The organism is Gemella taiwanensis (assembly GCF_054054385.1).
Window position 1 is genome coordinate 1 of sequence record NZ_JBSMTL010000007.1, and the last position, 26,369, is coordinate 26,369.

The 26,369-nt window shown below is 31.5% G+C and carries 20 protein-coding genes; 1 reads left to right on the forward strand and 19 read right to left on the reverse strand.

Annotated elements, in window-relative coordinates:
* From ACWOA3_RS06000 to ACWOA3_RS06055, 12 genes are all read right to left on the reverse strand, one after another.
* A partial coding sequence (locus ACWOA3_RS06000; protein WP_456884700.1) for a Rib/alpha-like domain-containing protein occupies nt 1–6,103 on the reverse strand: 6,103 nt, incomplete at its 3' end.
* Between the two features lie 393 nt (nt 6,104–6,496).
* Nucleotides 6,497–7,492: a D-2-hydroxyacid dehydrogenase gene (locus ACWOA3_RS06005; RefSeq protein ID WP_456884702.1), complete on the reverse strand. Its 996-nt coding sequence runs from the start codon at nt 7,490–7,492 to the stop codon at nt 6,497–6,499.
* Nucleotides 7,493–7,605: 113 nt separating this feature from the next.
* Nucleotides 7,606–8,304, reverse strand: a complete 699-nt coding sequence (locus ACWOA3_RS06010; RefSeq protein ID WP_456884704.1) for an HAD family hydrolase — start codon at nt 8,302–8,304, stop codon at nt 7,606–7,608.
* 288 nt (nt 8,305–8,592) lie between these two features.
* Nucleotides 8,593–9,264 carry a transaldolase family protein gene (locus ACWOA3_RS06015; RefSeq protein WP_456884706.1) on the reverse strand — a complete coding sequence of 224 codons (672 nt, stop codon included), beginning with the start codon at nt 9,262–9,264 and terminating at the stop codon, nt 8,593–8,595.
* The gene (locus tag ACWOA3_RS06020) at nt 9,245–9,922 is read right to left on the reverse strand and encodes an HAD family hydrolase (protein ID WP_456884708.1); all 678 of its coding nucleotides are present in this window, start codon (nt 9,920–9,922) and stop codon (nt 9,245–9,247) included. Before ACWOA3_RS06020 ends, ACWOA3_RS06015 begins: the two co-directional genes overlap by 20 nt.
* 98 nt (nt 9,923–10,020) lie before the next feature.
* Complete coding sequence (locus ACWOA3_RS06025) at nt 10,021–10,818, reverse strand: SDR family oxidoreductase (protein WP_003147947.1); 798 nt, start codon at nt 10,816–10,818, stop codon at nt 10,021–10,023.
* A gap of 13 nt (nt 10,819–10,831) precedes the next feature.
* Nucleotides 10,832–11,194, reverse strand: a complete 363-nt coding sequence (locus tag ACWOA3_RS06030) for a PTS glucitol/sorbitol transporter subunit IIA (protein WP_456884710.1) — start codon at nt 11,192–11,194, stop codon at nt 10,832–10,834.
* Nucleotides 11,195–11,285: 91 nt separating this feature from the next.
* The gene (srlE, locus tag ACWOA3_RS06035; protein WP_003147949.1) at nt 11,286–12,293 is read right to left on the reverse strand and encodes a PTS glucitol/sorbitol transporter subunit IIB; all 1,008 of its coding nucleotides are present in this window, start codon (nt 12,291–12,293) and stop codon (nt 11,286–11,288) included.
* Between the two features lie 17 nt (nt 12,294–12,310).
* Nucleotides 12,311–12,856, reverse strand: coding sequence for a PTS glucitol/sorbitol transporter subunit IIC (gene srlA / locus ACWOA3_RS06040; protein WP_003147950.1), 546 nt, complete (start codon nt 12,854–12,856; stop codon nt 12,311–12,313).
* A 19-nt stretch (nt 12,857–12,875) separates the two neighbouring features.
* Nucleotides 12,876–13,316 carry a transcriptional regulator GutM gene (locus ACWOA3_RS06045; RefSeq protein WP_003147951.1) on the reverse strand — a complete coding sequence of 147 codons (441 nt, stop codon included), beginning with the start codon at nt 13,314–13,316 and terminating at the stop codon, nt 12,876–12,878.
* A gap of 15 nt (nt 13,317–13,331) precedes the next feature.
* Nucleotides 13,332–15,242: a BglG family transcription antiterminator gene (locus tag ACWOA3_RS06050; protein WP_456884712.1), complete on the reverse strand. Its 1,911-nt coding sequence runs from the start codon at nt 15,240–15,242 to the stop codon at nt 13,332–13,334.
* Nucleotides 15,243–15,444: 202 nt separating this feature from the next.
* Complete coding sequence (locus ACWOA3_RS06055; protein WP_456884715.1) at nt 15,445–17,202, reverse strand: 1-deoxy-D-xylulose-5-phosphate synthase; 1,758 nt, start codon at nt 17,200–17,202, stop codon at nt 15,445–15,447.
* Between the two features lie 366 nt (nt 17,203–17,568).
* Between ACWOA3_RS06055 and ACWOA3_RS06060 the strand changes: the two genes are divergently transcribed.
* Entirely contained in the window at nt 17,569–18,405 is an 837-nt protein-coding gene (locus ACWOA3_RS06060; protein ID WP_456884719.1) for a DegV family protein, read from the forward strand.
* 66 nt (nt 18,406–18,471) lie between these two features.
* Here ACWOA3_RS06060 and ACWOA3_RS06065 read toward each other — a convergent pair whose 3' ends face one another.
* The 7 genes from ACWOA3_RS06065 to rplI all read right to left on the reverse strand — a co-directional run bounded on the left by ACWOA3_RS06065 (nt 18,472) and on the right by rplI (nt 26,368).
* On the reverse strand, nt 18,472–18,666 hold the full coding sequence (locus tag ACWOA3_RS06065; RefSeq protein ID WP_456884722.1) for a heavy-metal-associated domain-containing protein: 195 nt from the start codon (nt 18,664–18,666) through the stop codon (nt 18,472–18,474).
* Between the two features lie 30 nt (nt 18,667–18,696).
* Nucleotides 18,697–21,150 (reverse strand): heavy metal translocating P-type ATPase, encoded by a 2,454-nt coding sequence (locus tag ACWOA3_RS06070; RefSeq protein WP_456884725.1) that lies wholly within the window; start codon nt 21,148–21,150, stop codon nt 18,697–18,699.
* A gap of 295 nt (nt 21,151–21,445) precedes the next feature.
* Nucleotides 21,446–22,108 (reverse strand): RDD family protein, encoded by a 663-nt coding sequence (locus ACWOA3_RS06075; RefSeq protein ID WP_456884727.1) that lies wholly within the window; start codon nt 22,106–22,108, stop codon nt 21,446–21,448.
* A gap of 12 nt (nt 22,109–22,120) precedes the next feature.
* Nucleotides 22,121–23,098, reverse strand: a complete 978-nt coding sequence (gene sppA / locus ACWOA3_RS06080; protein ID WP_456884729.1) for a signal peptide peptidase SppA — start codon at nt 23,096–23,098, stop codon at nt 22,121–22,123.
* Between the two features lie 87 nt (nt 23,099–23,185).
* Nucleotides 23,186–24,529 (reverse strand): DUF4767 domain-containing protein, encoded by a 1,344-nt coding sequence (locus tag ACWOA3_RS06085; protein WP_456884731.1) that lies wholly within the window; start codon nt 24,527–24,529, stop codon nt 23,186–23,188.
* A gap of 11 nt (nt 24,530–24,540) precedes the next feature.
* Nucleotides 24,541–25,902: a replicative DNA helicase gene (dnaB, locus tag ACWOA3_RS06090; RefSeq protein WP_456884733.1), complete on the reverse strand. Its 1,362-nt coding sequence runs from the start codon at nt 25,900–25,902 to the stop codon at nt 24,541–24,543.
* Between the two features lie 22 nt (nt 25,903–25,924).
* Complete coding sequence (rplI, locus tag ACWOA3_RS06095; RefSeq protein WP_003147963.1) at nt 25,925–26,368, reverse strand: 50S ribosomal protein L9; 444 nt, start codon at nt 26,366–26,368, stop codon at nt 25,925–25,927.
* Nucleotide 26,369: the final 1 nt, after the last annotated feature.

Consider the following 26,369-nt stretch of genomic DNA (forward strand, 5'->3'; position numbering starts at 1 on the left):
CTTGCATATTTGGTAAAGTTTTATCTAATGCAGTCATTTCCCAGTTCGTATTTTCTGTTGGAGCTGTAATAGTTGGTGGAGTTACATCTTTGACTTTTAATGGAATTGTTACTTCTTTCGTTGTTCCATCTTTGAATGTTACTGTTGCTTCAATATTTGTTTCACCGTATGCAGCTGTACTTACTTGTGCTTTTGGTTCTACTTTTGCAATCTTATCTGTCCCGTCTACATTTCCTACTGTTGATGTCGCCGTCACTTTGGCTTTTAAGTCATCATTTGTTACTGGAGTGTTTTGATTTACTTCAATTGGTGCTCCAGTCACTCCATATTCTGAGCTTAGTTCTTTTACTGTAACTTTTACATTTACTGTATCTTTTGAACCATCTTTATACGTTACTTCTACTACTCCATCTTTCTCTCCAGGTGTGTTTGTTTCTGGCGTTGTTGTCCATGTATAATTAGTTCCTTCTGGTAAACCATTTTTTTTAATACTTGTTCCTGCATCTGGAGTTACTCCATAACTCACTGTTTGTTTTTCAGAGTTTGGAGTTGCAGTGTATTTTGTAGTCATTGACTTCACAGTGATTGTGACATTTGTTGTTGTTTCATTCCCTGCGTTATCTACCACAGTTATCGTTACATTATGCGGCTCTATATCCGTTCCTTCTTGTAATTTTGGTACTGATGTTACTCCTGTTTTGAACTGAATCATCTTAGTTGCTTCATTGTATTCTAAGAAATCTGGTAATCCCGTTACTGTTGTAGATTTAATTCCACTTCCTCCAGCGTTATCCTCACTCGTTACAGCAATAGTTGGATTTCCTCCTTCTACTGCGATTAAATCCCAATTCTGTCCATTAGTTGGTGTTTGAATTGTTGGTGGAGTTACATCTTTGACTTTTAACGGGATTGTAACATCTTGTTCTGAACCATCAATATATGTTACTTTTGCTTGAATTGTTTGTTCTCCATAAGCCCCAGTGTTAATTAGTGTTTTGGCTTCAACTGTTGCAATTTTGGCACTTCCATTTTCACCTTGCACATTTACCGTAGTTACTGCTGCTTTTAACATATTAGATGTTACTGCTTCATTTTGATTTACTTCGATTTGTGTTCCAGTCGCTGTAAAATCTTCACTTACTTTTCTCACTGTTACATTTACTGTAACTACGTCTTTTGATCCATCTGGATAAGTGATTTCCACTTCACCAGTTGTTGTACCTGGTGTATTAACTACAGGTGGTGTTTTCCATGTTACATTTGTACCTTCCGGTAATCCTTCTTTATCTACACTTGCATTAGGATCTGGTACTTTTCCATAACTTGTATTTTGTGGAATTGGTGTAGGATCCTTTTTCGCACTCATTGAAAATACTGTAATTTTAGCCGTTCTTTCACTAACATTTCCCGCATTATCTTCTGCTCGAATATTTAAAGTAAATTCTTGACTTGGTGTATTTTCTGGTAGTTTTTCAACTGTGTCTTTTCCTGATTTGAATTTAATAGTGTAAGTTGCACTATCATATTCTAGATAATCAGGCAATCCTGTTACAGTGACGTTTTTCATTCCACTACCATTTGCATTATCTTTAGCTCTTACTTCCATATTTGGTAAAGCTTTGTCTAATGCTGTCATTTCCCAGTTTGTATTATCTGCTGGTGTTTGGATAGTTGGCTTCGTTACGTCTTTTACTTTCAATGGAATGGTTACTTCCTTAGTTGTTCCATCTTTAAATGTTACTGTCGCAGTTATATTTTGATCTCCATAGTTGGCCGTGCTAATCTCCGCTTTTGGTTCTACTTTTGAAATTTTATCCGTTCCATTCACATTTCCTACTTTTGAAGTTGCGGTTACTTTGGCTTTTAAATCATCATTTGATACACGATCGTTTTGATTTACTACGATTTCATTTCCAGTGACTTCGTATTCTGAACTTAATTCTTTTACAGTAACTTTTACATTTACCATATCTTTTGAACCGTCTTTATACGTTACTTCTACTACTCCATCTTTTTCACCAGGTCCATCTGTTGTGACTGGTGTTGTTTTCCAAGCGTAACTTGTTCCTTCTGGTAGTCCTGTTTTATTCACACTTGTTGCTGCATCTGGAGTTTCACCATAACTTACTGTTTGTTTTTGAGTGTTTGAAGTTGCATCATATTTTGTAGTCATTGACTTCACAATAAAAGTTAAATGTGAAGTACTACTATTATTTACATTATCTGTCACACGAATTGTAGTTGTATACGTTTGAGAATCTGTACCAACTGGTAATTTAGGAACTTCCTGAGTACCTTCTTTAAACTTGATGGTTCTAGTCACATCATCATATGTTAAGAAATCTGGTAAGTCTGTTACCGATGTTGACTGAACACCACTTCCTCCAGCGTTGTCATTAGATGTTACTTTTATTGGAGAAAAAGCTTTATCTAATGCAATTAAATCAACATTTTGACCATTTGCTGGTGTTTGAATCGTTGGTGGTGTCACATCTTTTACTTCTAACGGAATTTTCACCGTATCCGTTGTATCATCAAGATACGTTACAGTTGCAGTAATTTCTTTCTCCCCTGCTTCAACAGTGTTGATTGTACCGACAGGAGTTACAGATTTCACCTTACTAGCACCATTGTTACTGATTGTTACCGCTGTTTTCAAATCTTCATTCGATACTGAGTCATTTTGATTTTTAACTATTTTAGTAGCTGTAGGTTCATGTTCTTCACTTAGTTTTCGCACATCCACATTTACATCAACCAAATCTGTAGAACCATCTGGATATGTAACAATTACTACACCAGCCTTTTGACCAGGACCAGTAGTTGTGTTAGGCATCGTTCTCCAAGTATACGATGTTCCTTCTGGTAATCCATTTTTATTAATACTTGTTTCTGCGTTCGGTGTTTGACCATAACTTACAGTTTGTTTTTGTTGATTCGCTGTTGCAGTATATTTCGTAGTCATTGACTTAACAGTAACTGTTACCTGTCTTTGACTAGAGTTATTCGAATTATCCGTTACTTGGATATTAACATTATATATCTTACTATCTTGTCCAGCAGGTAATTTCGTTACCTCTTGAACAGAATTTTTAAACTTAATTGTCTTAGTTGCATTATCATAAACTAAGAAATCTGGTAATCCAGTTACTGTTGTTGATTTAATTCCAGTTCCACCAGTATTATCTTCAGATGTTACTTTAATCGTAGGCAATGTTCTGTCTAACGCGATTAAATCCCAATTTTGTCTATCTGTTGGTGTTTGAATCATTGGAGCTATAACATCTTTTACTTCTAGTGGAATATCAACTGAATCAGTAGTATTATCCAAATAGGTAACTGTCGCTTTTATAGTTTGTGATCCTGCATTTACAGTTTTTATTGGAGCTGCAGTGACTGACTTCACTTTACTAGTACCACCGTTATTTACTGTTACTGCTGCTTTCAGTCTATCATTTGTTACAGGTTCATTTTGATTGACAGTAATTGTCTTCCCAGTTGGTTCATGCTCATCGCTTAACTTACGCACTTTTACAGTCACACTTACAGTATCTGTTGAACCATCTGGATAAGTTACTGTTACAACTCCTATTTTATCTCCAGGTCCTGTTGTCGTATTAGGCTTAGTTGCCCATGTATATCTTGTACCTATTGGTAACCCGATTTTTTGAATACTTGTTCCTGCATCAGGCGTCTCAGCATAACTCACTTCTTGTTTTTGAGGATTAGCAACTGCCGTATATTTTTGTGTTTGAGACTGAATATGGAAAGTAATATTTTTAGTCGCAGTATTTCCTTTTTTATCAACCGCTTTAACAGTCACTTGAATACTTGATTTCCCAAGTTGGAAGTTATTCGGAATAACATCATTTATTTCAATTTTAGATTTTGCTGCATTATACGTTAAAGGTGCAGGAAGATTTTCTACAGTAACAGCATTTCCATCCTTAAGTCCTACTCCTTTATCATTATCTTTAACTTGAATATTAATTTCACTTGGAAGTCCTTCTAATCTCGTCAATGTAATATTATCTGGTGCTGTGATAGTTGGATTAATATTGTCCACTATTTCTACCGGTATAGTTACAGTTTTCATCAGATGATTACCACGAAGAATCTCAATTTCTTTATGTTGTACACCTGCAGCAGAAGTATCTACAGTCGATGAACCACCTTTCCAACGAACAGTTAATTCACTTGGAAGTGCTGAATTATCTGAAACAGTAATATAATTTCTTGCATCCCCTAGTTGGCCAGATTGATTTTGGTTAATTTTCTTGTCTTGTTTTCCTATAAAGTCTAAAACTGTATAAGGAGTTGTTACGTCTTTTGTTACTCCATTTTCATAAGTTGTTGTTACTACAACGTTTCTTGTTCCTGTTTGTTGCAAGTTAAATGGTGTTTTATAAGTTACTTGAGCTGCCGATGGTACTTCATTTCCAGTTTTAGAACGTACTAATTGCCTTGGATTTGTATACAATTCTTTAGAATCACCAAAATAAGCTGTTATACTTTGGTGTTTTGCTTCTACATCATTCGTCGCATTTGTTTGAATTGTTTTAGGATTAAATCCATCTTTAAAGTGAATTGTCATCGTTGTTCCATCAGCAGAAATCTCAGCATGGTCGAAGTCAATTTGAGGGTTATTAAGCCCATCTTTTCTATTTACAACATCAGGATGTTCTGTCTTAAACTTTTCAATCAAAGCTGTCTTTTCAGTTTCTGTTAAATGTCGGACATCATCAACATAAGTAATTGATAAATCTTTCACTGTATTACGTTCACTTTGTGGTTTTATAGTAATATTATAAGTAATTTGATAATTTCTATTCGGATATTGAGAGTCATTGACCGTTAAACCAAATTGATATGTACCAGGTTTTACTAATCCTTTCCCACCAATTTTCCCAATAATAGCCGCTTGGACACTTGGTATGTTAATATCTCGAACTGTCTTTGGATCAGTAACAACTCCACGTCTATTGGTAGAAACTTGTATTTGTAAATCAGTTAATATATTACTAGTAACAGTAACTTTATTAACTAAATAAAAACCTCTACTAGTATCATCTCTACCTTTAGAAGCTGTTAATTGCATCAATGCAAGAAAATCATCCGAGTTATAAGCAATAAGATTCGTACTATTACTATTAATATTAACCCCATTAGATTTAATTAATAAAGGCTTAATTTCAATCGCTCTAAACCCACTCTCTCCATTTTTATCTATAACTTTTCCATTTCGTGGGTCTCGTCTTCCTGAGTTAGCACGAGTAACTCTATTAGCTACTCTATTTCGAAGATAAATTGCTTCATTCAATAATTTTTGAATACTTTCTTCACTATTATTATCAGCAGTCGGAAGTTTTTCAATAGTGTTAACTATCTCTTTTTCTAAATCACTAAATTCATAGTTTATTTCACTAGCTAAGCTATTAATTTCTTTCACGATATTAGTTGCTTTAGTTATTTTTTCATTGTGTCTTCTAGCGATGTCTTCTGTATTATTTTCTTGTTGTTTTTCTTTAATATCTTTCTCAGAATTTGATTTATCATCTTTTTCTTTAATTTCTGATTTTTTATCTTCCCTAGGTTTATCTTCTAAGTTCTCAAATGCTTCTTTTAAAAGTTTTAGTTCTTTGTCAATTTCTTCTTGAGTTATTTCTTTGTTATCCAGTGCTTTTTCTGCACGTGACAAAACAAGATTAAGCTCTTTTACAGATTTTTCAGTTTTTTCACTGGTGTCTGCTTTCTTAATCTTATCTACTAAATTCTTTAGCTCTTCCTTATTAGCTTCCTTTTTCAGGATAAACTTCTCTTTGTTTTCGCTTAAAGTATTTTTTTCTAATGTTGTATTGTTTAAACTTTCCTTTTGTTTCTCATTTTTCAATTCCGAAGTGCTAACTGCAATATTTTTATTACTTATATTATCTTGTTTAACAGATAATTCTGAGCTTTTAATCTCACTTGCATATGTTACTTGCGGGCCATTAACACTTACTCCCCCAACAACAAAGAATAGCGAACAACCAAAAAGTATATGTTTCCCTTTTTTAACCATTCGCCAGTTTTTTTGTTGTAGCCCTTGTCGATTAAATAACATCTCTCTTCTCCTTCATTTTATTCTTATATTTGCGATATTATTAATATACATTATATTATATCTCTAATCCTTTAGATATTCAATACTTTCATATACATAATGCATCATTGTCATTAAATTGAAACATTTAACAATATAGTCTTTTTCTTTGTTACCTTGTAAATCTCAACATATATTTAAACAAAAATAATAAGCGAATTTTATAATTAAATAAACAAATATAACTACAATAATATAATGCATTAAAAATAATTTTCAGAAGACATTTTATCAAGTAGTTTATCTCTTCCCCTCTCTTCTACAGTTATAATGCTACTTTTATATATTTAACAACATAAAAAGACTTAATTTTGCATTTAACAAAACTAAGCCTTTATATTATTAGTTATTAAATTAATTTACAGCATTCGCTGATGTTCCAGTTGTAATTACATCTACAGCTGCTTCTAGTCCACCATCTACAAGATTTTGAATCGCAGTTTCTGTGTAGAACGCTGTATGCGGTGTATAAATTACATCATCGCGATCAATTAGAGTTTGTAATAACTCATCATCGAATTCTTTTCCTTCAAAGTTTTTAGGAACATATTTACTTTCATTTTCATATACATCTAATCCTGCTCCAAGAAGTTTTCCACTATCTAAAGCACGTAACACAGCTTTAGTATCAACTAGCATACCACGAGCAGCATTTAGTAAAATTGAGTTATCTTTCATTTTAGAGATAAACTCATCATTTACCATGTGGTTGTATTCTTTAATAGCCGGCATATGAATAGTAATTACATCAGAATTTGTAATTAATTCGTCTAAATTCTCAACATAAGTTAAAACTTCTTTTGCCGCTTCATTTTGGTAAACATCATACCCTAGAACTTTAGATCCTAACCCATTAAATAATCTAGCAGCTTGTGTTCCGATTCTTCCAGTACCGATAACCCCTACTGTTAAAGTTCTAAGTTCACGAGATAAAATCCCTGGATTCCAAGAGAAATTATGTCTTTCTAAATTACGTTGAATTTTGTTAGTGTTTCTACTAATTCTAAGTGCTGTCGTAAGTACGTGCTCAGCAATTGCATTTGGTGAATATGATGGTACATTTGTCATTTTAATACCAAATTTATTCATTAACTCTAAATCATAAATATCAAATCCTGCAGAACGAGTCGCAAAGACTTTAATACCTTGTTCGTGAGCATATTCATATACATCGCTCTCAAAAGGTTTATTTTGCGCTAAAACTACACCTTGTTTTCCTTCTAATAAATGTTTATTAGCAGATGAAAGTTCTTCTGTATAAACGTCAATTTCAACCTCAGGATGAGCATTTCTCCAACTTTCTAAAGCACTCTTTTCATCTTCTCTTAAATTAAAAAATACTAATTTCATATCTTTTCCTCCTGTATACAAGATTATGATTATTCAATACCTAAAACAAATATTTTATTGAATATATATAATTAATTTTACCATAAAAATTCGTATCCTAAAATACTTTTATATTATTTTTCAATTATTTCTTTAATAATTTCAAACAATTCATAATTATTTTGAACTTTTTTATACATTTCAGTACCAAGTGGATATTCTTTATTATAGCGATTAATCCAAATCACTTTCCATCCCGCATTATTCGCTCCAACTATATCATTTTCTAAAGAATCCCCAATGTAATATAAAGATTCAACTCCTAGTTGTAACTTTTCTTGCATAGCAGCAAATATTCTAACATCTGGTTTGTTTATTCCTAAATCACCTGAAACAATAATATTTTCTCTAGGAATCCATTTTTCAACGCCTAAAGCATCTACTTTCGTCCATTGATGATCGCTAGGACCATTAGTTACGACACCCAACTTCACATTATTCTTTTTAGCAAGTTCCAAAATACTTATCGTTGTATCAGACAGTTTTAATTTTTGTTGATTATTCTTATATTGCCTTTGCATACTAAGAGCCTGTTCATCTGTTAGGTATACACCTAAATCTTTTGCCGCTTCTTGGATTCGATAAATATGATACTCATCCATCGTCATCTCACCATTTCTAGAAGCTTCAAATTTTACATCACTATAATATCTACTCAAGAGATAAAACTTTTCCATATCAATATCTATATCAAATAGACTTCTAAACGCATTTTCAAATGGAACTATCTGTTCATATAAAGTATCATCAATATCAAAAACAAGACCAATCATTTTATTCTCCTTGCACTAAAATCAACCCAATATCATTATAACACCACTACTAAGTTCAATAACTTAGTATTTTTTGTTATTCATTGAGTTGATTTTTAAAATTATTTAATTAACTTTTCTATTTTATTTTTAGCTTCTTCTAATGTTTCACTACTCTCTAGTTTTCTAAAACTAGCTTTAGGAGTGTTTCTTTATACTCCATAAACTGTTTATCTGTCATTTCTTCTACATTATTTATGTTATCCATACTAATCTCCCATTCTAGACATATTTTATTCTTATTAATTATTATATCATATCAATAATTTTTTTATCACCAAATTTATTTTTCCAATCAATTTCAAAATCTAAAACAGACTTATCTGTATAAGGATGCCAAATGCTTGTTTCTATTAATTCAGGAGATATAGTTGCCGCTTCGGCTCCTTGAAGCAAGACTTCTTGAATCTGTTTTATATTTTTAAAACTTGCAGCCAAAATCTCTGTAGGATAATCTATTAATAAATCACTTATTACAGAAATTGTTTCTGTTGCGTCTTGCCCGACATTTTCCATTCTATTTACATACGGTGCTACGTAACTTGCTCCATTCATAGCTGCAGCCAATGCTTGCATAGGACTTAAAACCGCTGTAGCCGTCACCTTAATCCCTTCTCTTGAACAAAGTTTAATAGACTCTAAACCAGCCTTTGTTACAGGAATTTTTATATGAAATGTTTCTCCAAAAAATTTTCTAAGTACTCTTGCTTCACTTAATATTCCTTCTACTTCACTTTCTGTTGTTTGTACATGAATTTCATATTTATTGTAAGTAAATTCCTTTAATTCTTTCAATATATTTTCAATATCTCCTTCTACCTTTGATAATATTGTTGGATTAGTCGTTATCCCTGTTATCTCTCTATATTTCGATATTTCTTTAATTTTCTCTACGTTTGCACTATCTATTAAAATCTTCATTATTATTCTCCTCTAACATATTTATAACTTCTCCTAAATTATTAACAATTTTATAAGCTTTTTCCTTACACTCATCATCTGGTTTAAACATATCAGGAACCATTATAACCTTAGCTCCTGCTGAACTACCAGCTATTACTCCAGCTTTTGAATCTTCTAAAACTAAACACTCTTCTGGTTTAATCCCTAAACGCTCTGCAGCCAACAAGAACACATCTGGTGCTGGCTTACCATTTTTCACCTCAGCACCACTAGCAAATTCATCTATATATTTCTTCAATCCTGTTTTTTCCATATTGTTAATTATATGATTCATATTAGACGAAGAAGCTACGGCAATCTTATAATTATTTTCTTTCAAATATTTTAATAACTCTTCTATATACGGCATCTTTTTAGGACCTGTAGTAAACAAAACATTTTCTATATATTTATAATGATCATCTACTAGTTGTTTCCAACTAACATCAGAATTTTTGAAATAATTCTCCCAAAACTCATAAATACTTTTCGTAGTAAATCCTAATACTAGAAGTGTCTCTTCTCTTGTCATACCATATCCTTGCTTTTTCGCACTATGAATAAACGCTTCAGTTGCTAAACTTTCCGTATCAACCATTAATCCATCCATATCAAATAACACAGCTTTTATATTCATATTATCAACCTCATTTTTAGTTCTATATATTTATTATAGTAAAAATAATTGAAATTCACAAACTACAAAAAATAGGGGAAACTCCCCTATTTCATTTATTATCCTCTTGTTTTTCCACCTGCTACATTATATGTAACACCATGAACATAACTTGCTCTATCACTTGCTACATATGCAACTAAATCTGCAACTTCTGATAGTTTACCATCTCTTCCTAATGGCGTAGTTTTTGTACTTGTATATCCAGCACGAATTTGTTCTACTGTTACACCACGAGTGTAAGCTAACGCTTCCTCATAAGCTAATGTTCTAAGTCCCGTTGCTTCTAATATACCTGGAGCCACACCTACTACTCTAACACCTAATTTACCAAGTTCTTTTGCCCATGAACGTGTTAATGAGTTTACCGCATTCTTACTAGCCGCATAAATACTTTGTCCTTCTGATCCTTCTAATCCAGATTCTGAAGACATATTTACTATTACACCACTTCCTTTAGCAACAAGTATACGCCCAACTTCTTGAGAGAATATGAATAAACCTTTAACATTTATATCCATAATTTTATCATATATCTCATCACTAAATTCATATTTACCTTCAGGGGCTTTTTTATCTACTAATAAACGCGGGATATTAATTCCTGCATTATTTACAAGAATATCGATTGTTCCAAATCTTTCTACAGTTTTAGCAACAACTTCTTTAACATCACTTCTTTTAGTAACATCACATTTTACATATAATAATTTATTATTATCAGATTCTTTTTCTGTAAGATCACTTACTACAACATTACATCCTTGATTTAAGAATTCATCAACTACCGCTGCACCGATTCCTGATGCTCCACCTGTTACTACTACTGTTTTTCCTTCTAAATTTAACCAACTCATAATTATTTCTCCTTTAGTTTAATTTTTCTATAGTAATTTTTGTATTTATATCAATCTTAGGACAACTTTTATTCTCTACCACAATTGCACCAGGTAATAAACTATCTAAATCTCCTGAAAAATGAACTGTTATATGTCCTAAGTCTACTAGGTTTTTCTCAGCTACATCACCTACACCAAGAATTTCAAACTCTTCTCCATCTACTTTTAATTTATGACCAACTTCTATAGTTGCATTAGTTGGTACCACATCAATTCCATAACAATAATCTTTTAACATATCCGGTGCATTATCTCCAAAAAGGATAAACATACCATCTCCAAATTCACCTACAAGACTTCCTTTACTTTTTATTGTATTTTCATAAATTATCATACTCATTCTTCCTCTGCTTATATTTTTATTCATTCATTTACGGCCGACTATGTCGTTAATGTAGGAAGCGAAGACCGCTTCCTATAAAATCTTAAGAGTACATTCCAAAACTTGCTAACCAAGCTACGATAACCCTTGGTACCCCAATAATAAATCGTGAGTAAAGTACTGATACTACACCTACTTCTACTGTTTCTGGTTCAGCTTCTGCAAGACCTAAACCAACTGGGATAAAGTCACAAGCACATTGTGTATTGATTGCGAATAATGCAGGTAATGCTAGTTGTGGAGGAATAGTTCCTTTTCCGATTTCAACCCCAATTAAAGTACCGATAATTTGAGCAATTACTGCACCAGGTCCAAGTAACGCTGATAATAATGGAATAGAACATACAAATCCTAAAGCTACTAATCCAAAGATATTCCCTGCTAGAGGAGTTAATAATTTAGCAAACCAGTTACCAAATCCTGATCCTTGGATAACACCGATTAACATCGCAACGAATGCCATAAATGGTAAAATTGTTGTAATCATTGATTGAACTGCATCTCTTGCAGCTTGGTATAATGTATGAACTACTTTACCAGCACCCATACCGATTTTTTGAATAACAGATGATTTAGCATTTTCTGCTAAACTTTGTGAAACTTTTTTATCTGCACTATATTTAAATTCACGTTTTGGTTCTTCCTGAGTTTTTTCCTCAACTACTACTTCTTCACTACCTTCAGCAGAAGAGATTTGGTCTAATCCTACAGCTGAAACATAGATGTCTTCTTTAATAAATTTAGCAAGTGGTCCACTTGGTCCTACAGGCATAATGTTAACTGTTGGAATTCTTTTTTGTGGATAAATACCGCAACGTAATGTACCACCACAGTCAATGATCGCTAAGAAAATTTCTTCGTCTGGTACTGATGTTTTAAATCCGTTAACCGCAGTAGCACCTGTTAATTTTACGATTTTTTCTACGATTTCAGGTTCAGCTCCACCACCTGTAATATATAAAATTTTATCTTTTCCTGGTTTTGGAGTAACTACTAAAGGTCCACCGAAACCACCGCTACCTTTTTCTATTTTAATTGTTCCGTATGTCATAATTATTTCTCCTAATTTTACGCTTTTAATTCATTACTTAATTCAATTTTTTGTTGTTTCATAACGATTTTTGTTGTGAAATCTGTAACCCATCCTGCAAAGAAGTTCATTACTAACCCTACAAGAAGATATCTAATTGCTAATGGTGTAACATCTAAACCTAATTGAGTAATACCATTTGCAATTCCTAAGTAGATAAAGATCTCACCAACGTTAATGTGTGGGAATACCCCACTGTTTGTATGACAGTGATATGATGCTGATGCATAATAACTTGGTTTCATACGTTCTGGTAAGAATTTACCCATTGATAATGCCATTGGGTTTGCTAACATGAAAGCAGAAACGAATGGTAAAATTCCATAAGCTAAAATTACGTTTTTAGAGCAAACTTTAGCGAATTTTTCTACTCTGTGTGGCCCAATAAAAGCAACTAAGGCATTCATAAAAACAAGAAGTAATAATACTTTTGGTACGATTCCTCCTACCCAACTTACGAAAGTTTTAGCACCTTCGTCAAATAAACCTGTAAAGCCTGAAGCTATTTTAACAATATAATCCATATTGTCCTCCTTATAATATTTAATTTAATTTTAATTTTTTTGCTAATTTCCCAAATGGACTTGCTTCCATTTCAACTTGTCCACCTGCAGAAATTGTTTTATAATTAACAACTCCATCAAGTACTGCACTAGTTAAAGATGCTGATAATTTTACCGCTTTACAATCTTCTCTATTTATAGTCCCTACTTTCAGACCATTGAAATATTCAAATTTTTTAAATCTAGCAAGTACCGTTACTCCTTGCATAGCTTCTCCAGTAATAACTTTATCATTTTCATCAATAGCTAGCATAACGATTGCTCCTGCTCGTGCAGCACCTTTTTTTCTTCCTATTACTACTCTACCTATTCGTCTAAGTTTACTATAGCTTCGTTTAAAACTATTTAACTGAACATAAGTTAGAGCATACTGTAAAATAAACGCTAAAATAAAGAGTATTCCTAAAACTATTAAATTCATATGTCCTCCTAATTGCTATCTATATAAATTAGTATTTTTTATAAAGTAATTTACTAATAAGTCATAATTATCTATTTTTGATATATCTGTAATTAATTTTTCATCTTTAATAATTGAAATTAATTCATCGTAGGTTTTAGCTAAAATCAACCCATTTTTTTCTCCTTCAGGTACACACGCCATAAATATTAGTTTTAAGTCTTCATTATCCTTAAATCCTTTTTCACTTACCCCTAGAGCAATTATTAAATCATCTCCTAGTTTATTTATCGTATGTGGGAATGCAACATTTTTTTCAAAAATCATAGACGATTTTTTTTCTCTTTCTCTGATTCTTTCTAAAAACTTATCATCTACCAAATACTGTTTTATTAACTCTTCTATCATAAAATCAATATTATCAGCATATGTTTTTTTGCTATCACATTTGAAAAATGTCTCTTCTCTCATCGAACTTAGCAACACTGATTCCATTCCTCGAATACTAGGATTATTCATTTTATTAACATATTGTAGAAAATTAATTTCTTTTTTCAAGTACATCTTATCTAAAATTTCGTTTTGATAAATAACCGGTGTTTCTGTATCAAACTGTATGTCCTCTGTAGAAATTATAATATTAAATTTACTGTAATCAACTTTTTCAAAAGTGGTGTATGCTGATACTTGTGAATTTACTATTATATTTTCTATTTCATTTACCATAAGTTTGCTATATGCTGGTCCTGAGTTAGTTACTAACAATATTTTTAAATTTTCAGATTGAACTTTTATTTTTTTCAATAACGTTTCAAAATATATCGCTAGATAACTAATTTCATCTTCTGAAACTATATAATTATACTTATCGTTAATTACTTTACTGGCGGTTTTAGCAATTTTATACGATACTGGATATTGTTCTTTAATTTTTTCTTTCATATTGTTGTTATATCTAACCCCATATTTTAATCGTTCCATTAAGAAGTATATGTGATAGATAAATTCTTCAATAATATCCGAAGTATCAAATTCAAGTCCATACTCGTAAACAACTGTTTCTAAAATTTCCTGAACAAGGTTCGTATATTCTTCAGTATATTTTAGGTTTTCTCTTATTTTATTTATTTTTGTAGGAACTCTCATCGTAGCAAAGCAAATCGCTAAAAATTTGATTTCATCAGTAGATAAGTTTATCTTATATTTATTCTCTATATAATCACTTATCTCTTTAATAAAAGGTTGTGCATAATTATTTAATAATTCTTCATATTGATTCTCTTCAAAATTCAAATAATAACCATTAGCAAATCGATCTAAAGATACTGTTAAGTATCTGAAAAATTCAGCTTTTGCCTGTTTATCAATTTTGTACTTTTCAAATGTTTCATCAAAGAACATATTATCATCTTTATCAAAAATATCTTCTTTGTACATATAATTAAATATATTTTCTAAAATAAAAATTCTAATATCTTTTTCTAGTCCAACTACCCTAATACCTGTATTAGGTTTTCCTTTTATAACAAGATTATAACTACTTATAATTTCATTTAATTTCTTTATATCAGAATTTAAAGTTGTTCTGCTAACTATCATTTCAAAAGCTAAATCGTCTATTAGGGTGCTCTCACCCGAAGAAACTAATGTTTTGAATATATATACTAACCTTACCTTACTAGAATCAAAATTCACACTAGCTTCATATATAGACCTTTTTCTCTTTAAGTATTCTTCCAACTTTGTAATAAAGAGACTATAGTTTGAATTCTTATTTTCTATATATGCACAGTCTTCAAATAATTCATTTAAAGATTTTATTTCATTACTAATAGTTTTTGAACTTACCTTTAATACATCTAATAAGTACTGATCTTGAACTAAAAAACTAGATTCTAATATATTTAGTAACCTCAAACTTCTATTATCATAATTAAAAATCTCCATTTGCTTCACCACCTATATTTATTATAATGTTAATGTTTCAAATAATTAATACAGTTATTTTCTTCTAAAAAGAAAAACGCTTTAATCCGCTAGAAAAATAGAATTTACACTGTTTTTATTTTAATTATATTATCCTAATTTCCACCCTATCACGTTTGATTATCAAAAAAACATCCCTAAAAATTAGGGATGCTTCCTTCCATTACAGGTTTTCTATAATATTTTTAACCATATTATCTACAGTTAAGCCATTTTCTTCCATTAATTCTTCTACGTTATATCTATCATAGAATTTTTTATTTATTCCGTAGTTTTGAACTTTCAATTCTGTATTCCCTAAATAGCTCGCTACAGTTTGACCATATCCACCTTCTACTATACCGTCTTCAACAGTTACAACCAATTTATGATTATCTTCTAGAGAGTTTAGCAATTCTTTATCCAAACCTGTTAAAAATCGTGGATTTACTAATGTTGCTTCTATGTTATGTTCCAATTTTAATTGTTCAGAAACTTTTTCGGCTAAGTTATAAAAATTACCTACTCCAAATATTGCAACCTGTTCTCCAAATTTTTCTACTTTATTTTTATTTAAAATAGAGTAATCAGTTTCATCTTCTTCCCCAGTTTCTATTACACTTCCCACAGGAACACGTATAGCAACTGGATGCTCATTTTGGTTAATTGCCCACTCTAGCATCGCTAAATGCTCTTCTTTATTAGTAGGAGCTAAGTATACAAAGTTTGGTATATGTGATAGAAATGGAATATCAAAAAATCCTAAGTGACTTTCATCATTCATTGAATTTATCGAAGCACTGTATACTAATACCACCCCTGCTTGATTGTTTAATGCCATATCATGAGAAAGTTGGTCATATGTTCTTTGTAAGAACGTTGATAATACTGCCCACACTGGTTTTGCGCCATTTTTTGCTAGTCCCGTTGTCATCGTTACCGCTTGTTCTTCTGCAATACCGACATCTATAAATTGGCTTCCTATTTGCTCTCTTAGCTTTCTATTAAAAACTATTCCCGGTGTTCCTGCATTAATAACGACAGCTAGTGGATCTTCTTTTAATTTTTTAGTTAAATACTCAGAAGTAATTCCATTGTATGTTGAAGTAACAGCACCTTTTTTAATATACTCCCCTGTTTCTAAACTAAACGGCCCTCCAGCATGAAATTTTTCATGATTTTCTTCTGCTGGTTTAAATCCTTTCCCTTTTTCTGTATAAATATGTAATACTACTGGGTGATCGATATCTTTTACTTCTTTAAACAATGAAATAAGCTCTTCTAAATGGTTTCCATCTTCTAAATAATGATAGTCATATCCTAAGGCTTTGAAAATATTGTTCGTCGCCTGACCTTTAGTCTTACGTAAATTTTCTAATGCAGTATATATACCACCTTTAGGGTTTTTAGCAATCGACTGATCATTATCATTAATTATAATTATTGCATTAGTACCAAGTGTTGCTATTGTATTTAATCCTTCATAAGCCATACCACCAGATAAAGCACCATCTCCGATAATCGCTACAACATTGCTTTTTTCATTCTTTAAATCTCTTGCATGTAAAATCCCACTTGCTAACGATAGTGAAGTTGATGTATGTCCTATAGTAAAAAGATCATGCTCACTTTCTTTTGGATTTGTGTATCCAGAAACATCATCATAATGTTTAGGATCCATAAATGCTTTTTGACGTCCCGTTAGCATTTTGTGAATATAAGTTTGATGCGATACGTCAAAAATTATCTTATCAACTGGTGAATCAAATACATGGTGCAAGGCAACTGTCATTTCTACCATTCCCAAATTTGGTCCACTATGTCCTCCGTGAGAACTAATTTTTTCTAATAATACCGTTCTTGTTTCATCAGCAAGCTTATGCAATTCCTCAATTGTTAATTTTTTAAGATCTTGGGGTCCTGAAATATTTTCTAAAATCATATTTATCCCTCCTACTTCTATCTATTTGTATTAATCTTATTATAACATAAATTAATCTAACCGAAGTATTCGTTTTTATTATAGGTTTATTAATACTTTTTATCACCTTTCTGTAATCATTAATTAATCTCTATCAACAAATATAAATATAATTAGAGATAAAGCATGTAACTTTCTAAATTAATTTCAACACCATTAAAACCCTAACATCTTATTTTATTTAACTTTTTCACTACACCTTCTTAACAAAAGTGAATTTTTTATTTCACTTTTTATTTGAAAAAATTTTATTTTTAGTGTATTATATAAAAACGTAGCAAAGCTACTATAATTTTGAATATAAAAATAAAACATGAGGTTAAATTTATGAAAACAGCTTTTGTGTGCGATTCAGCATTACAAATTAATAAAAATTTTGCAAACAACAATCCAATTACAGTTATTCCAGTAGAAGTTCGTCTTGATGATGAGATTTTTGAGGATAACGTAACTATTACTCCTGATGAATTTTACAAAAGAATACATAGTGGACAAAAACCTAGCACAAGCCAACCTGCTGTAGGTAAAATACTAAGTGTCTATGAAGAACTTAAACAACAAGGTGTTGAGCGTATCGTTGCTTTCAGCGTTTCTTCTAAATTATCAGGAACATATTCTTCTTTTGTACAAGCTAAAGAACTAATTAACGGTATTGAAATCAAAATAATAGATACTCTTCAAATAGCAAGAATGGTAGGAATAGCAATCGAAAAAATTATCAAAGAATTCGAAGATGGAAGTTTAACATTTGAAAATATAGAAAAAAGATACGCAGAACTAGCTTCTCAACATAATGTTCTTGTAACAGTAGAAACTATGGAGTATTTATACGCAGGTGGTAGACTTACGAAAGCTCAATTCGTTTTATCAAACCTACTAAACATTCTTCCTATTATTACTATTAAAGATGGTCTACTTTCTGTTAGTGGTAAACACAGAGGAATAAATAAAGTACTTTCTAAAATGTGTGAAGAAATAAAAGAAAAAAATCCAAAGAACTTATTTGTTCTTTATACAACTGACGAGTTATTAGAAAAAGCAATGTCTTCTATTAAAAAAACTTTTGGAGACATCGAAGTAGAAACAGAAATCGTATCTCCAGTAATCGGTTCTCATGCTGGACCGAAAGCAATCGCAATCGGATATTTAGGATACGATAAATAAAAATTCATATTGAACACAAAAACACCTTAGAATTAGGATTATTACTAATTCTAAGGTGTTTTCTAATTATACTATTTTAAAATTTGTATCTGCTAATGCAGCTTGAAGTTCTTCTTTTGAAGCAGATCCTTCAACCACAATATTTTTGTTTTGGATATTAACCTCAACACTATCAACATTATCTAATTTAGATAATTTTTCTTTAACTGTAGATGCACAACCACCACATTTTACACCTTCAACACTATATTCATTTTTCATGATTAATCCTTCTTTCTTTTTTTTATTTTATTAATTTAATTTTACTCTTTTTAATCTTAGAGCATTTAGAACTACAGAGATAGAACTAAAACTCATAGCAGCTCCCGCTAACATCGGATTTAACAACGGCCCTCCGAATATGTAGAATACCCCCATCGCGAAAGGAATACCTATAACATTGTAGAAGAATGCCCAGAATAGATTTTCTTTAATATTTTTTATAGTTTTTTTACTTAATACAATAGCATTAACAACAGAATTTAAGTCAGGTTTCATCAACACTATATCCGCAGCATCAATTGCTACATCTGTTCCTGTTCCTACTGCTATTCCGACTTCTGCTTGTACTAGTGCGGGTGCGTCATTAATACCATCACCAACCATTGCTACTTTTTTACCTTGTGCTTGAAGTTTTTTTATTTCATTTGCTTTATCTTCTGGTAGAACCTCACTCACAACTTTATCTATCGATAATTGTTCTGCAATTACTTGAGCAGTTTTTCTATTGTCACCAGTCAACATAACTACTTCTAAACCTAAGCTATGTAGTTTTTCTACAGTTTTCAAACTACTCTCTTTTATTTGATCAGCAACAGCTATAATTCCAGCAAGTTCTGAATCTACCGCTATGAACAATGGTGTTTTTCCTTCAGAAGCATATTTCTCTGCTTTTTCAACTGAATCTTTAGTGTCAATATTGTTTTCTAACATTAATTTTTCATTTCCGATAAGCATTGACTTACCATCAACCGTTGATGAAATACCTAATCCTGTTAATGAATTAAAATCTTTAACTTCTAATAGCTCTAAGTTTCTATTTTTAGCTTCATCTACTATCGCTAAGCCTAATGGATGTTCTGAAAGATATTCTACACTCGCTGCAAGCTGCAAGAGATTCTCTTCAGATAAATTGTTAAATGTCACTATATTAGTTACTGAAATTTTACCTTCTGTTAGTGTTCCAGTTTTGTCAAAAACAACAGTATCGACTTCTTTAGCTAATTGCAAAGCTTCCGAACTTTTTATTAAAATACCGTGTTCCGCTCCCTTACCAGTACCTACCATTATAGCTGTTGGTGTCGCTAATCCTAAAGCACATGGGCAAGCAATAACAAGTACTGCGATAATAATTTTTAGAGAAAAACTCCAAGTAGCATCACCGACAAAGTACCATAAAATTCCAGCGATTAATGCTAAACCAATAACAATAGGAACAAATACTCCTGAAATTTTATCAGCAAGTTTTGCGATAGGCGCTTTGGAATTTTGAGCATCCTCAACAAGTTTAATAATCTGTGATAAAGTAGTATCTTTACCAACTTTAGTAACTTTCATTTTAAAGACACCTGTTTTATTAATACTTGCTCCTACTACTTTACTGTTAATATCTTTTTCTACTGGGATACTTTCCCCTGTTAACATCGATTCATCTACAGTCGAACGACCTTCAATCACGACTCCATCAAGAGGTACTTTTTCACCAGGACGAACAAGTAGTATATTACCTGTAGATATTTCATCTACTGCTACCACATGTTCTTCACCATCTTTAATTAAATTAGCTGTTTTCGGTACTAATCCAACCAATTTACTTATAGCATTTGTAGTACGACTTTTAGATACTCCTTCAAAGTATTTACCTAGTGTAATTAGCGTTAAAATCACCGCTGCAGATTCATAGTACAAATTCATAGCTGCATGTTCATCACCTGAATACACTAAAACGGTTGAATAAACACTATATAAGAATGCTGCCCCTGCTCCTAACGCTACTAAAGAATCCATATTAGGTTTTCTTCTAAGAATAGCTCTAATTCCTACACTAAAGAATTTTCTACCAAAATACAAAACAGGTAACACCAGAATAAACTGTACAGTTGAAAATAACTTTGGATTTCCCATTGGACTTAAACTTTCCAACATAGGTAATCCTACCATCTCAGCCATCGCTATATACAACACAGGCACTGTAAATATAGCTGAATAAATAAATCTTTTCCAAATATTATCTATTTCTTGCTGTTTTTTTTCAGCTTGATCATCTACCGAATTATCTATTTCTAATTTTGCTTTATAGCCCGCTTCTTCTACTTTTCTCTCAATCTCAGCTACACTTAATTTTTCTTTATCGAATTTTACTACCATCTTCTCAGTAGCGAAATTTACAATGACTTTCTCTGTTCCATCTAAAGATGAAATCGTATCTTCTATATTTTTCGCGCACGTTGCACAACTCATTCCTTCTAATATGAATGTTCTCTCTTCAATACTAGAAACATAAGTAAGCTTATACCCCAATTTTTCTACAATCTTTTCTACTTCAGTTCTATCTATTCCTTCTTCTCTGACAAGAGTAAGTTTACTTGTCGCAAGATTCACATTAACATCTGATAAATTATCAACTTGTTTTAAACTATCTTCAATATGCGCTGCACAAGAAGCACAGCTCATCCCTTCAATTAAATATGTTTCATTTTTTACCATATATTAATCACACCTATCTTTTAAATATTTTTATTTGTCTACAATTGTAGTCTTTGTTATAAATTAAGTATACTACCATCTAAAACTCTAGTCAACAATATTTTAAATAATCAATAACAGCTATCATTATGATATAGGGAGTGGCTCAAAAATCGTCATTTCATAGAAATCTATTTTGGAGAGTAATAGTCTCATAGTGGGTGGTTTTTTAGTCGAGACTTCATCTTCTCAACTAGCTAAAACCATTAATAAAAAAGCTATAAGATTAATTAAAATCTACAGCTTTAAAACTTATTTAATTTTTACTTTCTAATTTTTCATTCATCTGACGTCGAAGTTTAGAAAAATCTTCTTTGACTACTACAGTATCAGCGATAAAATCATGAAGTCCTTTTCTCTTATTAGTAAAAGCAACTGCTATATACGGGAAATACGCCAAAAATATTGTTAGTAATCTACCAATCAATTCGCGATAAACCACATCAGCAAGACTCAGCTTATCACCTTTATTAGTTTCTACTTTTATCTTCATAATCATCTTACCTAAAGTTTGAGAAAAGAAGTAAGTCATCGCTATAAAATAAGTAAACATAACGATAACATAACTAAGAGATTCTTCTCCTAAAATCGGAAAATCTAATCGCTTATTCAAAAGACCAAAACTAAATGTATTCAATAAACTAGCTACCGCATAAATAACAATCATATCGATTAAATATGCAACAAATCTAACCCAAAAACCTGCATAGAAATTTTTCGAAAGTTTTATATAATCTTCCATTGTTGTTGGCAACGAAAGGTCTTTTTCTTTTTTATCAACTTTTTCTTCCTTTACTTTAGTGTCTTCGTTCTCAATGGTAGATTGTTCATTTGGTATCGTATCATTCGTCACCGCTTCTGAAGTTTCATTTAGAAGAGGATCATTTGAAGGTTTATTATTATTTAATTCATTATTCATGTAAAAACCTCCTTATCCTAAGTAACTACGTTCTACTTTATTTGAATTCACTTCACTATTTAATTCAGAGATAAAACTTTTTGTTGTAGCTTTAACAAATCTAGAAATTAAACTTTCTGCAGTTTTATCAGCTCTTAATTCAATTACAGTTGGATTAGATAATCCTTTTTCTTCTTTTATTAAATCAATAAGCTCATCTTCCGTACCAATTTTATCAGCTAGTTTATTCGCTACTGCTTGAGTTCCAGTATAAGTTCTTCCATCAGCAAGTTTCTTAACTTCATCTTCACTTAAGTGTCTACCTTCAGCTATAGCTTTTACAAATCTTTCATATGCTTCTTTATTTTGTTCTTGTAAGATTTTTCTAGTTGATTCTGGTAAGTCTTCAGTTAGACCACCTACTGCTTTTTGATCTCCAGAACGAACAGTTTCTTGTTTAATTCCGTGATCGTTTAGGAATTTTTGTGCAGATACATAACTCATGATTACCCCTAAAGAACCAGTAGTTGTTTCAGTATTCACAAAGATTTTCTTAGCTGGTGTAGATACATAATATCCACCCGAAGCAGCTGTTTTCTTCATTGAAACATAAACATCCTTACCACTATTTTTTAATGCGTTATATAATTCAGCAGTTTCATAAACTCCTCCACCAGGAGAATTTACTGATAGTAATATCGCTTTTACATTCGGATTACCTTTTGCCTCTTTAATTTGATTCAATACAGATCCTCGTGAATAAGTATTCGTCATTTCAGAATTAATTTCACCTTCAATAGAAATCTTTTGAATTACTTGGCTGCTATCTCCTTTTTTAAGAGTTAACTTAGTAATACTTTGTTCCTGTAAAAACTCTGTTAAATAGCCATTTAACTCTGACTCATCTTTTTTATTATTATTGCTTGATGATATAGTTCCTTTAATCAGCGAAAATACCACCAATACTACGACAATAACAGTTGATATCAACCTTTTATTTTTAAAATTCATATTTTGTCCTCCAAAACTTTATTATAATATTTTTTTGTAAAAGGCCAAAGACAAACAACACTTTCGCTATCTGCCCCTAGCCTATTATTATGAACTCTTAACTATATTTTCAAAACCTTTTTGTAGGTCTACATTAGCAGTTCTTCTAAAGTAAACATACTTCTTAGAATTTCCTTGATTTTGTTCAGTTATTAACACAATAGGTTCACCATTTAAAATAGTGAAATAATATAAGTGAGCAACTGAATTCACAGGTTTATCAATGTCTGAAAATACAGCAACTATATTATATACATCTTTATAATTTCCTTCTGGTGACCACTTCATGTTTATTAGTTTATCTCCTTCAAGAACTAAACGTGCGTCTCCTGCCATTTCTGTTTCAGTAGGAAGTTTTAATCCATGGAAGTTCACTTGGTTACTCGGCGTATACTCTTTATAACTTTGGTTTAGAGATTTTTCCCAACTTTTTACAAATTGATAAAGTTTATCACCTTTGTTTTTATTCCAATAAGCTGTACTTGTAGTTTTAACTTCTTCTTTTTTCTCTGTTTTTTCTTCAGATAATCCAGTAACAGTTAGTGTACGTTTGAAAGTTCCGCTAACTTTCAGACCTTTTTTCTGAGCTTCATCTTTATTAAGAGTAATCTCTACATCTACTTTACTTCCATTTTCTAGGTTTTCTGTAGGAGTATATTTAATCTCAGGTTTTTTCAAGAATTTCTTGATGTTATCATCTGCATCTTTTACTTCTGGAATTTCTACTATATCAACATTCACCTTACCTTGTCTGTTAGTACCGTATGCGGCTAATTCAACCTTATATTGATCTAGGTGAACTACCTTATCATCTTTCTTGTAAAATTTAAAATAATAAACTCCCGCAGCAATAACACATATTAAAAGAAATGCAACTATAAATCCAAGTTTTGATGATTTCTTCTTAGGCTTATCTTTTTTAGTTTCCTTGTTTTGTTCATCAGTATTTTCTTGATTTACATTAGAATAATTATTATTTCCTTGGAAATTATTATTAGCAAACTGATCATATTGACCATTTACTCCTTGCTCAAAATTAGTTTGATTATTCTCAATATAATTACCATCTTGGTCGTAATAACCATTTGTCATAAAGAATCCATTTTGATCATAATAACCCGCAGGTGCAAATTCATTATTATTTTGATTATTTCCATCATTTTGAATAAAATTACCATTTTGATCGTAATAACCATTTGAAATGTAGTTTCCATTTGGATCATAGTAGCCATTCGGAATAAAGTTTCTATCTTGGTCATAATAACCGTTTGATATATAGTTCCCATTCTCGTCATAATATCCATAAGGAATAAAGTTTCCATTTTGATCATAATAACCATTTAAATCATTATTAAATTCATTGTTTTGAGAATTAGTATCTCTATTCGTCATTACTTTCCCTCCTATTCAGCATAAGTTTTCGATACGAATTTATTATATCGTTTCATAAATGCAAGTTCTGCAGTACCTGTTTGTCCATGCCTATTTTTAGCAATAATTACTTCAATAGTTGAAACATCACTTGTTTCTTGGGGTTCATTTTCATCGGCATCTTCACTTCTATAATAATCCCCACGGTATAAGAATGAAACTATATCAGCATCTTGCTCAATACTTCCAGATTCCCTAAGGTCACTCATCATAGGACGTTTATCTTGTCTAGACTCAACACTACGAGATAGCTGAGATAAAGCAATAACTGGACATTCTAGTTCCCTTGCCATCTGTTTTAAACTACGAGAAATCTCAGATACCTCTTGTTGCCTATTATCAGTTCTCTTACTTCCTTGAAGAAGTTGAAGATAATCGATAACAACAAGATCTAGACCATGTTCTGCTTTTAATAACTTACATTTTGCTTTTACTTCATTTACTTTGATAAAAGCACTATCTTCAATAAAGACATTTTTTTGATTTAAGAAATGAACCGCTGTTTCAAGTTTCATTAGATCATCATTATCTAAATTACCTTTTTTAATTTTTTCAGAATCTATCATTCCTTCACTACAAATCATCCTAGAGACAAGTTGATCTGCTCCCATCTCTAATGAGAATAGTGCAACTGTTCTCTTCTCTTCTTCTGAACGAGGATTTTTCCCAGCGATATTAAGTGCGATATTAAGCGCAAATGCTGTTTTCCCCATCGCAGGACGAGCTGCAAGGATAATTAAATCTCCTTTACCAAAGCCTACAAGTTTGTCTAATGCTCCATATCCTGTAGGTACAGCAACATTCTGACCTTCTCCAGCCATACGAGCTAAGATTTCTTTAAAAACTTCATCAGTAACATCTTTCATATTTTTAAACTGAGATGTTTTCGCTCGTTCCATCGCACGTTCAACTTGATCGAATAATGTAGCAGTTAAAGAGTCTATGTCAGCATTACCTTGATTCATCTCTTCAGTACTATTTAAAAGTGCCGCTCGAATTTCTCTATATATCGAATATCTTTTTACTAAGTTCGCATAGTGCATAATATTACGAGAACTTGGAGTAATATCATACAAGTCCACTATATATAATGAGGCATCCACTGTTCTGAATGCCCCACTATTATTTATTTCTTCAAAAATCGTAGTGGTGTCAGGTATTATCTCCATTTCATCTAAACGTAAAATAGCACTATAAATATCTTTATTTCGTTCATCATAAAAGTCTTCCGGATCAACCGTTGCTTTGACTTCTATTAATTTCTCTGGCTCTTGCATCAGAGCCCCTAATAACGATTGTTCTGCCATTACAACAGAATCTATGTGATATTTCATATTGTCACCTTCAAATTCTTTATTATTGCTCCACCACGTGAACTTTAATAGTTCCTTCTACTTGGTTGTGTAGTTTGATTTTTACATTTGTATATCCTAAAGATTGGATACCGTGTGGTAAGTCGATTTTTTTCTTATCAACTTTAAGGTCATGTTGTTTCTTAAGTTCTTCAACAATTTGTTTAGAAGATACTGATCCGAATAATCTTCCACCTTCTCCAGATTTAACTTTAATTGTCACTTCAAGACCTTCTAATTGTTTCGCAAGTAAGTTAGCTTGAACTAATTCTTCTTGTTTATCTTTTTCAACACGTTTTTGTTGTCCTTTAAGTGTTGCCATATTAGCATTAGTTGCTGCTACAGCTTTTTTATTTGTTATTAAGAATTTTGCATATCCATCTGCAATTTCCTTAACATCTCCTTTTTTACCTTTTCCTTTAACGTCTTCTAAAAATATAACTTTCATT